9 protein-coding genes are annotated in these 11,453 nt (G+C 48.3%); 6 read left to right on the top strand and 3 right to left on the bottom strand.

The features are described from left to right. Positions 1–1,169: electron transport complex subunit RsxC (rsxC, locus tag JF818_RS08555; RefSeq protein WP_198891596.1), on the bottom strand; the 1,169-nt coding region annotated here is incomplete at its 3' end. A gap of 85 nt (positions 1,170–1,254) precedes the next feature. On the opposite strand from rsxC, the gene JF818_RS08550 reads away from it, so the two are divergent. Beyond that, positions 1,255–2,127 (top strand): hypothetical protein, encoded by an 873-nt coding sequence (locus JF818_RS08550; RefSeq protein WP_198891595.1) that lies wholly within the window; start codon positions 1,255–1,257, stop codon positions 2,125–2,127. Here JF818_RS08550 and JF818_RS08545 read toward each other — a convergent pair. Then, positions 2,124–3,386, bottom strand: coding sequence for a poly(A) polymerase (locus JF818_RS08545; RefSeq protein WP_198891594.1), 1,263 nt, complete (start codon positions 3,384–3,386; stop codon positions 2,124–2,126). The genes JF818_RS08550 and JF818_RS08545 overlap by 4 nt on opposite strands. 116 nt (positions 3,387–3,502) lie before the next feature. On the opposite strand from JF818_RS08545, the gene hisS reads away from it, so the two are divergent. Both hisS and JF818_RS08535 read left to right on the top strand, forming a co-directional pair. Next, positions 3,503–4,843 carry a histidine--tRNA ligase gene (gene hisS, locus JF818_RS08540; protein WP_198891593.1) on the top strand — a complete coding sequence of 447 codons (1,341 nt, stop codon included), beginning with the start codon at positions 3,503–3,505 and terminating at the stop codon, positions 4,841–4,843. Positions 4,844–4,848: 5 nt separating this feature from the next. Continuing rightward, positions 4,849–7,359 (top strand): helicase-related protein, encoded by a 2,511-nt coding sequence (locus JF818_RS08535; RefSeq protein WP_198891592.1) that lies wholly within the window; start codon positions 4,849–4,851, stop codon positions 7,357–7,359. 4 nt (positions 7,360–7,363) lie between these two features. On the opposite strand, the gene JF818_RS08530 is transcribed toward JF818_RS08535, so the two are convergent. Continuing rightward, positions 7,364–8,428 carry a 3-dehydroquinate synthase family protein gene (locus JF818_RS08530; protein ID WP_198891591.1) on the bottom strand — a complete coding sequence of 355 codons (1,065 nt, stop codon included), beginning with the start codon at positions 8,426–8,428 and terminating at the stop codon, positions 7,364–7,366. A 93-nt stretch (positions 8,429–8,521) separates the two neighbouring features. On the opposite strand from JF818_RS08530, the gene JF818_RS08525 reads away from it, so the two are divergent. The 3 genes from JF818_RS08525 to JF818_RS08515 all read left to right on the top strand — a co-directional run. Beyond that, the gene (locus JF818_RS08525; protein WP_198891590.1) at positions 8,522–9,661 is read left to right on the top strand and encodes a cysteine desulfurase family protein; all 1,140 of its coding nucleotides are present in this window, start codon (positions 8,522–8,524) and stop codon (positions 9,659–9,661) included. Next, positions 9,658–10,851: a tRNA uracil 4-sulfurtransferase ThiI gene (thiI, locus tag JF818_RS08520; protein WP_198891589.1), complete on the top strand. Its 1,194-nt coding sequence runs from the start codon at positions 9,658–9,660 to the stop codon at positions 10,849–10,851. Before JF818_RS08525 ends, thiI begins: the two co-directional genes overlap by 4 nt. Before the next feature lie 92 nt (positions 10,852–10,943). Then, the coding region (locus JF818_RS08515) for a BadF/BadG/BcrA/BcrD ATPase family protein (RefSeq protein WP_304945012.1) at positions 10,944–11,453 on the top strand (510 nt) is incomplete at its 3' end.

Below are 11,453 nucleotides of genomic sequence, written 5' to 3'. Positions count from 1 at the left end.
GTGATATAACGGTAAAGCTTTGCAGGCATCAGCCCGATTGGGCAGGCTGCCACACATCGACCGCAATTGAGACAAGCGGTTGAACGATATTTCTTCTGAGCACCGAGAGCAAGCAGGCCACTGGAGCCCTTAGTCATCGGCGTTTCTGTATCGAAGAAGGAGAAACCCATCATAGGGCCACCACTGACCAGTTTCTCTGGTTCACTGGAAAATCCTCCACAGAAGGCAAGCAGGTCACTCATCTTCGTCCCTACCGGGGCAAGGATGTTCTTGGGATTGGCGATACACTCACCGGTAACACTGATAACTCGCTCATATAGGCTCTTCTTCAAGACAACTGCCTCATAAATTGCATTACAGGTACCAATGTTCGCCACTACTGCACCTACATCGAGGGGAAGCTTGCCAGAAGGGATCTCGCGGTTTAGTGTGGCCTTGAGCAACTGCTTTTCATCTCCCTGGGGATACTTCATCTGAAGCCCAACGATTCCGATTGGATACCCCTTCTCCTTGACTATCTTCTGGAGATGGGCAATGCAATCGGGTTTATTCATCTCTATTCCGACAATGACCCGTTCAGCCTTTACAATCTTGGCAGCAATCATTGCTCCCTCAAGGGCCTGCTCACCTTTCTCGAGCATGATTCGGTAGTCAGCTGTCAGATAGGGTTCACACTCAACACCGTTGACTACAAAGCTATCAACTTTCTTGTCCTTGGGGATGGATAGCTTAACATGGGCAGGGAATGTAGCCCCTCCCATACCGACAATCCCCATATCCTTGATACTGCTGAGCAACGTGTTGCCATCAAGGCTCTGCCAATCAACTTTTTCTTCGGTATCAGCAGGTTGCTCTTCATCAGGAACAATGACAAATGCGTCACATTGGACGCTGTTGGCAAGGGTGACCTTGCGTATTTCCTTGATGGTCCCCGATACTGGAGAGTGAACATCACTACTGATAAAGCCTGAAGCTTCCCCAATCTTTTCACCTTTAACTACGGTATCCCCTTTCGCCTTCAAGGCTTTTGCAGGGGCACCAAGATGCTGGGATAAAGCAATAATTAATTCTGAAGGCATGGGTAATCGTTCAATAGCCTCTGAGCGACTGTATACCTTTCTATCGTCTGGATGCACACCACCCTTACTGAACGTAGGTATTCTTTGCATGCATAACGCTCCTTATGTAGGTGATTAATAGTACAGAATGCATATTTTAACAAATGCTGTTCTATTGTACAAGAATTTCGGTATAATGAAAACCATGAATCGAGTATTTAAATATGCGTTCTGGAAATTAAAGGGCATTAAAGTGTATGCTTTGGTCGGTAAGAGCGGAACGGGGAAAAGCTTCCGTTCAAAGCTGATAGCCCAAAAATTTCGTATAGATCTGATCATTGACGACGGTCTCCTCATCGGTGGAGATCGCATCATCGCAGGCAAGTCAGCCAAACGGGAGGAGAACATGCTCTCTGCCGTAAGGACCGCTGTCTTCGATGATGCCGAACATCAGAAGGAAGTGAAGCAGGCACTCAACAAGCAGAAGTATCACAGGATCCTGATCATTGGGACCAGTGAGAAAATGATTTATAAGATTGCCGCCAGGCTTAATCTTCCCCAACCTGAAAAACTCATGCGCATCGAGGATATCGCAACAAAGGAGCAGATTGATACTGCCATGCGTATCCGTTACAGCGAAGGGAAACATGTAATCCCTGTTCCTTCAATCGAGATAACCCGCAACTACCCACAGATTGCTTACGATTCCATGCGAGTATTCTTCAAGCATGGAAGACAAGTACCCTTCCAGCGCAGGAATGTCAGCTTCGAGAAAACCATCGTACGTCCTGAGTTCAGCAAATATGGCAAGACCACTGTCAGTGAAGCTGCACTTACCCAAATGGTTGCCCACTGTCTCGATGAGTTTGACAGTCAGATAAAAGTAAAACGGGTACAAGTACAGGTGAAAGCAGAGGGGTATGCACTCACGGTAAAATTACGCGTGCCAATGCAACACCAGATAGCGACCACCCTTGGAGAACTCCAGGAATACATAGCAGACAGCCTTGAGAAGTATGGAGGCATCTTTGTCTCCAGCGTAAATATTGAGATAGAGGAATGGGGTTAGAGATCGTGTGCCTCTGCACTGCTCCTCGGCTGCTCACTGGAAGTCCCTCCACCCTTTTGGGCGGGGGTTCCTTTTTTCGGCCCCCTTCGGTTGTTCCTTCTTCGTGAACCAGACTGTACTTCCCCAGTCCCTTCTGTTCTTCCCTTTCTCTTTGGATTGGGCTTCCTGCGCTGAGGAACACGGTTTGCCGGCCTGCGCATCCTCACACAGTTTCTCGGTGTCTTGAATCCACGCTCAGTCAACAGGCGTTCACTAGCCAACTCTATATCATAGTTGGAAGGAGTCATCGGACTGATCAACACCTTGATCTGGCGGAATGTTTCCTTGAATCGTTCATCAGGACTCATATGATCATCAGCAAAGATAACCAAGGGGTCTACCAGAGCCTTGATCATATCAGCAAGCTCAACTTCATCGCTCTTGCCACGCTTGGCAAGCATAACCTTCTTATCCAGTTCCTCCAGACTTTTCTGTACCTGGGGAAAATTGCAATAGATGGAGAAAGCAGGAAGCATAAAGACAAGCAGCTTGTATTTATTCAACTCATTGAAAATCTTGACACTATGACCGCTTGCAAGGATCTTGTTCACCTCTTCTGTCAAACGGCTTGTCGATACTCGTGAAAGCTCTCCCGAGTGTTTGCGGATTGCTACACGGATACTCCAGCGAAGGGTAAACCCTGTGGTGGAGGCATACTTGATGGCCCTGATCATACGAACAGGATCCTCATTGAATGTCTCATCGAGGGGAATGACAGAGCTGATGCGCTTTTTCTTGAAGTCTTCCATGGCATTGTTGAAATCGAGCAACTGGCCATTGGTTGGATCATAATAAAGGCTGTTTACTGAGAAATCACGGCGTTTGGCATCTTGGTCTATGGAACCAAACACATTGTTGTTTCCCTCCATTGCTTCCTCTCCGCTCCTGAAGGTAGATACTTCCAGCACCTTGTCCTTGAATACCAGATGCACCAATTTGAAACGCTTGCCGATGATCCTTGCATTCCAGAATAAACGCTGGATCTGGCGAGGTGAAGCACTGGTGGCGAGGTCAAAATCCTTGGGAATATTTCCCAACAACAGGTCTCTGACCGCTCCTCCTACCAAATACGCTTCAGCACCGGAGTTTTGCAGCTTTCGGATAGCCCAAAGGGCATCACGATCGATCAAATGGTTTGGTATCTTATGTTCAGTCTGGGTGTAAATATTCGCAACAGGCAGCGTTTTCCCATGTTCGTCTTGTTTGTATCGTATCAGCATATCGCTCTCATAGAAGTATAGGGTGTTAAAAGAACCGCATATTGCAGTGCACAAGCGATTCGTTATACACTCTTTGTACACCATCCACATCAAAAACACAACAGGAGTATGAATCAATGAGCAAGGAACCGAAGGCAAGAAGCATTATAGAACCTAGGGTTCTCAAGGGTTTCAGAGACTTTTTGCCCTCCATGGAAATCCCAAAGAAAGCAATCACCAACAACCTCGAGAAACACTTTAGGTCCTATGGATTTGTTCCCATTGATACTCCGGTACTTGAATACACCGAAGTCCTTCTTGGCAAGGGTGGAGGCGAGACAGACAAGCAAATCTTCCACTTTAAGGACAATGGCGAGAGGGATGTTGCCCTTCGCTTCGATCTGACCGTCCCCTTCGCTCGCTTTCTCGCGCAACACCAGAGTGAACTCTCCCTACCCTTCAAACGCTTCCATATAGATAAGGTATGGCGGGGAGAGAATCCCCAGAAAGGTCGCTACCGTGAATTCACGCAGTGTGACTTCGATATCGTGGGTGTGGACAACGCAGAGGCTGATTTTGAAATCCTTTCCATGATGGATAGTTCATTCTCGGTAATGGGTGTTCAGAATTACCAGTTCTGTATTGCACACCGGGGTTTGTTCAACACCTTCCTCTCACATCATGGACTGCTTGAACTGAGCGTAGAGATTCTCAGGACAGTAGATAAACTCAGGAAGATTGGAAAAGAGGAAGTACTGAAGCTCTTGAGAGAACTCACAGGCGACGTACAGAAGGCCAATGCAATTCTACAGTACATCAGCAAGGAGGATGAAAAGGAGCCCTTTCTCACCACCTTGGATAGGCTCACAGCCCTCTCTGGTGGAGAGAACCCACACAGTGAGAGAATGAGAACCATTTACTCCTACCTCTGTGAGGCTGGGATTGAGAAACACTTCACCTTTGACCCCTCGATCACACGTGGACTCGACTACTATACCGGTATCGTGTATGAAACCTTCCTCACCGAACTCCCCCATTTCGGCTCTGTCTGCAGTGGTGGTCGATACAATGATCTTGCAAGCCTCTATACCAAGGAGGAACTCCCTGGAGTGGGAAGTTCCATTGGCTTGGATCGCCTGTTAGCCGCACTTGAGGAGTTGTCCAGCCCATTGGTAGCATCTGCCAGCTCAGCTGATGTGGCAATTTTCAACACCGATGTTAAGCATTTTTCCCACTATGACCGAATCGCGCGAGCAATGCGTAAGGATGGGTTAAGGGTGGCCGTCTATTTGCTCAACAAGAAACAAGGAGCCCAATACAAGTGGGCTGAAACAAACGCAATACCGTTCGCTATCCTTCTTTCAGATGAGGATGTACAATCCTCTACCCTTACATTGAAGAATCTAAAGAACAGGGATATGCACAAAGCTCTCTCAATTGAGGCGGCTATTGCACTTATAAGAAAGGAATTACTTTGAAAGACATGAAACATTTGCCGGTCTATATGCACCGGCAGGAGATTCTTGATGGCCTTGAGGAAAATCAGGTCATCATCGTCGAAAGCCCAACGGGAAGTGGAAAAACCACTCAGATCCCCCTCATCCTTCATGAAGCTGGCTATGCAGATGCCCTGCAGGTCGGAATTACCCAACCAAGGCGAATCGCCACACTCAGTGTCAGTGAGTTTATCAAGAAACAGGTAGCCCGTAACGACGAATTCGTAGGCTACAAGATGCGCTTTGAGGACACCACCAGCCCAGGAACCCGTATCAAGGTCATGACCGACGGTATTCTCCTGATGGAACTTAAGGCCGATCCACTGCTTCGTTCCTACTCAGTCATACTCGTCGATGAAGCACATGAGCGTTCGCTCAACATCGATTTCATCCTGGGGCTTCTCAAGCATGTCATGAAGGAACGCCCGGAGTTCAAGGTCATCATCTCCAGTGCTACCATCAATACCAAGGTATTCAGTGAGTTCTTTGATAAAGCTCCCATCATCAGCATTGATGCACGAGTCTACCCTGTAAAGGTTATCTATAAGCCACTGCAACGGGAATCACTTGAGTATCAAGTGGAAGCAATCACCCAGATTGTTACTACCGAGGCCAAGAAAAAAAGTGGTGACATCCTGGTCTTCATGAGCGGGGAGTTTGACATCACCAACTGTGTGAATGCACTGTATATGGCCGATACTGACAAGCGGCTGGAAATCTATCCGTTGTACGGAAGGCTCAGTAAAGAGGAGCAGGAGTCGGTCTTCAACGATACCTCCCCCGGAAAAACCAAGGTGGTTGTTGCCACGAACATTGCCGAGACATCAGTCACTATCGATGGTATTACCACCGTTATCGACTGCGGGATTGCAAAAATAAACTTCTACAACCAGAAAGATTTCACCTCTTCCCTAGTCCCACTTCCCACCAGCCGTTCAAGTTGTGAACAGAGGAAGGGGCGCGCTGGACGTACCAGTCCTGGTGTATGCTACCGTCTCTACGGTGAAGATGACTACAAGAGCAGGCTGACGTATGGCACAGAGGAGATTCTCAGGACTGACCTGAGCGAGGTTGTCCTACGTATGAGTGACCTGGGAATAACTGACTATGAGCATTTTCCTTTCATCACCAGGCCTAAGCATAGTGCCATCACCAGCGCAGAGGAGACACTCAGGTTCATCGGCGCAATCGATGAGAAGCGTCAGCTGACCACTGTCGGAAGCCTGATGTGCAAATTCCCCCTGCTTCCCCGTCACTCCCGCGTCATCGTGGAAGCGATGATGAATCATCCAGACGTCCTGGAGGAGGTCTTGATCGCAGTGAGTTTCCTCTCTACCAAGACGCCATTCCTCCTTCCTCCTGGGGAAGAGGACCTCAGCCGTGCTGCGCACCGCAGGTTCAACAATACGGAGTACGGCGATTTTGCTTCCTACCTGAATATCTACCATCAGTATACTGCCAATACTGGCAAGGATGCCAAGCAACGCTTCTGCAAGAAGAACTATCTCGATTTCCAAGGAATGCAGGAGATAGTCCATGTCAATGAGCAACTTGGTGAAATCTGCGGAGACGTAGGATTCCCTCTTGCAAGTGGTGGAACGGTGAGAGAGTATCTTTGCTGCATCGCCAGTGGATTGATGCAGTATGTGTGTATCAAGGCGAGGGGAAACATGTACAAGAGTCTTACCGCAGACCAGGTGTTCATACACCCAGGAAGCGCCTACTTCAAGAGTCTTCCCCAGTTCATCATAGCCGGTGAGATTGTACAGACCAGCAGGCTCTATGCCCGTAGTGTCAGTCCTCTGGACAAGGCATGGTTGGATGACATCTCCCCTGAGCTCTACCCCAAGCTTACTGCATTGGTACAGAAGGAACGTCCTTCAGGCAAGCTTCAGAAGCAGGAGGTACGGGAAAAAGCCATCAAGGAGAGAGAGGAGAAGGGAAAGGCCACCATCACGGTGTACAAGAGAACCTATCCTACGCTGGTACTTGGAGGAAAGAAGAAGAAAGAGAAGCTTGTTGCCCTTATCCCGCTTGAGGATTTGAACTACCTCAACCAGATGAACGAGAAGGTCCCCAAGAGACCGAAGAACTTCCCGGTAGCCATTCTTTACAGGGGATTCTATATTCACTATGGAGATAAGTTTTTCTCAACACTTGAATTGCAAGGGAAAGTAAATCCAGGAAAGGGTATTCTGGATAATCCTCCATCAGGAATATACACCATAGAGGATGCTGGCACTCTCATTGACAACCTGCATTGGTTGCTCGCTTTGACCAAGAGCAAGAAACAACGAAAACACTTGTATTTTGTGGCATTGGAAGAGAGTGGAAACGGCAACTATCGTTTCACTGCAGATGATGATTGCTTTGATGCCTTGGACACCTCGCTTTACACGCTTCTCACCCTCGCCGACTCCTTGGAGGCGGCACAGATGAAGAAGCAGGCAAAAGAGGTGACCAAAATCTATGGCAACCTGTTGAAATTGGTGGAATAGCTCCCTAGAAAATCGGCTTTGCTATAACCAAATGCTGGATAAGCTGCAGATCAAGCGGACTGAGGACGGTCGAACCCTGTTTTTCCAACAGGACAAATTGCACCTTCCCGTCCGCTTTCTTCTTGTCCTTGAGCAGGTGGTCACGGTATTCAATCCAGTCACCACGACCGATACGGTACTCAATGTCATACCCAAAGCTCTTGAAAAGCTTGGTTACCCCGCTTGCATATGCCTTGTCGGTAACACCAAGTGCAACACCAGCCTCGAGTGCTCGACAGGTTCCCCACGCAACACAGGCACCATGGCCCCACATCAGATAGTGGGATGAGGACTCCAGGGCATGCCCAAACGTATGCCCCAGATTCAGACTCTGCCTTATGCCCTTGGTCTCTGTTGGGTCCTGTTCAATGTACCACTGCTTTACCTTGAGCGAGAGTTCCACCAAGGCAGCCAATGTTTTTGGGTCCCTACTGAGAATCTCGTTCTTGCGAACCAACAGGAATTTGTAGAGTTCCTCATCCTGGCTAAGCAAAGCATGCTTGACCACCTCGGCCAGTCCATTGAGAAACTCCTTGTCGTTGAGGGTTCTCAGGGTATCGATGGAGATGAGCACTTCACTGGCTGGATAGAACGAACCGACCATGTTCTTCATTCCCTTGAAGTCGATGGCGGCCTTGCCTCCCAGTGAAGCATCAACCATGGCAAGCAAGGTAGTGGGAACCAAGGTAAGACGGCAACCACGCATATACACCGATGCAGCAAAGGCGGACATGTCACAAACCACTCCCCCTCCAAACCCGATGATCCGGCCATCACGTGCAAGGCCTTCATCGAGAGCTGCACTGAGAATACGTTCCAAGGAAGAGAAATTCTTTGCACTCTCTCCACTTTCCAGGACAACATGGCTTGGAGGAAGCTGCTTGAACAGTTTTGCCGTATTCGTATCAAACACCCATAATACCAAGCGTCCATACTCACCAAGATGGACCGAAAGGTCCTTCAAGTCGTCAGCAAGCAATACTTCTGTCTGCTTGCCATTATCTAACTGCGTAGTCACCATGCTTTTCATAGTATTGTTATACCCCAGAGCAGGGGTCCAAGACAAGCGCTCTCTTGAGCCTACATACTTGCAAAAATCCACCCATTATCCCACAATACCGATATGCAAGAAATACGCTATTTTGACAGTGCTGCCACAACCATCATGAGCAGAACCGCTCTTGATGTGTACCAACATGTAGCAAGTACATATATCGGTAACCCAAGCAGTCTTCATGCTGAGGGGATCAAGGCAAAGGAAAAGCTCGAACAAGCCAGGGAAGATCTATCTGGGATTCTTTCTGTCCCCAAGGAGACCCTGACCTTCACTGGTGGGGCCAGCGAAGCAAATGCCATTGTCTTTAACAGTTTGGTTTGGAGACTCCAAAAACCACATGTGATCATCAGCAACATTGAACACTCTTCCATCAAGGAATATGTCCGGCTGATGAAACAGTTGGGATGGAAGGTCACAACCCTCAATGCACCGGGTGGATTCATCAAGGCAGAAGATCTGCGCTCTGCTTTGACTAAACAAACACGCCTGGTCAGCCTTATGCTCGTGAACAATGTCGTGGGTACTATCCAGGATATCCAGGCTTTGGTTGCTGAAGTTCGTGCCTATGAAAAAGAGCAGGGAGGAAGAAAAATTCACTTCCATACCGATGCAACCCAAGCTCTTGGAAAAATTCCTCTTTCCCTTGAAGCACTGGGAGTGGATAGTGCAGCCTTCAGCGCGCACAAATTCCATGGACCGAAGGGAGTTGGATTTCTCTACAACACTGATCCAGCGATCGAGAGTCTCTCAAGGGGCGGCGGACAGGAGGCTGGACTGAGACCGGGAACAGAGAATCTGCCTGGGATTGTCAGCATGGTGGAAGCAGCAAAAGAAGCCATGGAGCAGTTTTCCGATCATGAGAGGCAGGTCAAGCAGATCAATACCCTGCTAAGGCAACGTCTCTCCTTCCTGCAAACCATCAGCCCTGTGGACTCTTGTTCACCCTATATCCTGAACATTGCCACAAATAATCTACCCAGTGAAGTATTCACACGGATGCTGTATGACAAGGGATTTTGTGTCTCCTCCGGTTCTGCCTGCAGCAATAATGCAAAACAGAAGGGAGAGGGAGTCCTTGACTCCATGCAGGTTCCTCCCTCATTGGCAAAAAGCAGCATTCGAATTTCATTCAGTGCTGATACCACTACAGAAGAAGCTGAAGCCTTGGCCGAAGCCATCACCACACTCATCCAGGAGCATGCATGAAAGATTCCACTCTCTATTTAATACGATTGGGAGAAATCTCCCTGAAAGGCTTGAACCGCGATTCCTTTGAGAAGCGCCTGAAACAGAACATCAAGCAAAAACTGAAAGGATATAAAACACAGGTAAATCGCCAAAAAGGTCGAATATTCTTTGAGATCAGCAACGAGTGTCCTAAAGAAACCGTTGAATTGGCACTGGGAACCACCTTTGGGGTGGTAGGCTACTCTCGTTGCCTACGCTGTGAGAAGGATATCTCTGTTATCAGGGAGACTGCAAAAAAACTGATCGCGGATGAACCATTCAACAAAGGAGTAGGAACTTTCAAGTCAATCGCCAAACGCGCTGACAAGAGTTTTCCCATGACCAGTTATGAAATCGACTGCTCTCTTGGTGAGATAGTCCATGAAATGTACCCCAAGATGACCGTTGATGTGAAACATCCTGATCTGACCATCCATTGTGAGATCAGGGACCAAGCTTATCTCTATACCTCTCCAAAACCGGGACCGGGGGGCTTGCCTGTCTCGACTGCAGGAAAGGGAATGTTGCTCTTGAGTGGAGGCATCGACAGTCCGGTAGCAGCATATCGCATGGCACAACGGGGATTGAAGATGGATTGTATTTACTTCCACGCCTACCCGTACACCAGTGACCAAGCCCTGGAAAAAGTAAAAACATTGGCAAGTCTTATTGCCCCATATCTCCAGGGAACCAGGTTGCATGTCGTTCCGTTCACTGAGCCACAGCTTTGGATCAAGCAACACAGCAGGGAGGATGAGACCACATTGATGTTCCGTGCAGCAATGATGCATGTCGCCAATGCTATCAGTGAGAGAGAAGAAGGGACCTGTATCGTCACCGGTGAAGCACTCAGCCAAGTGGCGAGCCAGACCCTTGAGTCGATGGCCTTTACTGACAGCATGAGTGATCAGTTGGTTCTCCGCCCACTAGTCGGTATGGACAAACAGGAAATCATGAATCTTGCCATGAAGATAGGTACCTACGAGACTTCAATCCTTCCCTATGAAGATTGTTGTGTCATCTTCAGTCCAAAACACCCATTGGTGCATCCAGACAAGTTGGTGGAACAAGAGCATTACCGCTCCATGGGTATTGAACCATTGCTAGAAGAAGCAATCAAAAACACTGAAATTGTCGATTTTGGTGCGGATGGTATCATAAGATATTAGACAGATTTAGCTTTTTTGTATAAATACTGATTGTGTTCGCTGTACCATAACCAAAAAAATCGATATGGTTTGGGTATTCGGAGGCTTTCTTGATGAAGATCGGCTTGGATGTTGGTTCCACGACCATGAAGTGTGTCGTGCTTGATGATACGATGCAGGTACTGCATACAGACTATAGACGTCACTACTCTCAGATTGCTGAGACAGCATGTACCATGCTTACCGATATCAAGGAAATCTGTGCAGGACAGCCTACCAAGTTTGCGCTTTCTGGGTCGGCTGGCATGGGGCTTGCCCAGAATCTGGGCCTCCCCTTTGTCCAGGAAGTATATGCAACCAGGATAGCAATAACGAGATTCCTCCCCCACACCGATGTTGTCATTGAACTCGGCGGGGAGGATGCAAAGATCTTGTTTCTTTCCCAGAACATGGAAGTCAGGATGAACGGGACCTGTGCCGGTGGTACGGGTTCCTTTATCGACCAGATGGCAAGTTTGTTGCATGTAGACCAGATGGAACTGAATGAACTTGCAAAGCAGGCAAAGCAGAGCTACTCAATCGCTTCCAGGTGCGGTGTGTTTGCAAAAAGCGATATCCAGCCC

This window comes from Sphaerochaeta sp. S2 (assembly GCF_016406725.1).
Classification (GTDB): Bacteria; Spirochaetota; Spirochaetia; order Sphaerochaetales; family Sphaerochaetaceae; genus Sphaerochaeta.
The sequence above is the reverse complement of the archived record's forward strand: the minus strand, read 5'-3'. Positions and strand labels throughout refer to the sequence as shown.

Excerpts from the sequence above, each read along its gene's own strand:
- JF818_RS08550 (WP_198891595.1), top strand. The coding sequence starts at position 1,255 with ATGAAAACCATGAATCGAGTATTTAAATATGCGTTCTGGAAATTAAAG.
- JF818_RS08545 (WP_198891594.1), bottom strand. The coding sequence starts at position 3,386 with ATGCTGATACGATACAAACAAGACGAACATGGGAAAACGCTGCCTGTT.
- hisS (WP_198891593.1), top strand. The coding sequence starts at position 3,503 with ATGAGCAAGGAACCGAAGGCAAGAAGCATTATAGAACCTAGGGTTCTC.
- JF818_RS08535 (WP_198891592.1), top strand. The coding sequence starts at position 4,849 with ATGAAACATTTGCCGGTCTATATGCACCGGCAGGAGATTCTTGATGGC.
- JF818_RS08530 (WP_198891591.1), bottom strand. The coding sequence starts at position 8,428 with ATGAAAAGCATGGTGACTACGCAGTTAGATAATGGCAAGCAGACAGAA.
- JF818_RS08525 (WP_198891590.1), top strand. The coding sequence starts at position 8,522 with ATGCAAGAAATACGCTATTTTGACAGTGCTGCCACAACCATCATGAGC.
- thiI (WP_198891589.1), top strand. The coding sequence starts at position 9,658 with ATGAAAGATTCCACTCTCTATTTAATACGATTGGGAGAAATCTCCCTG.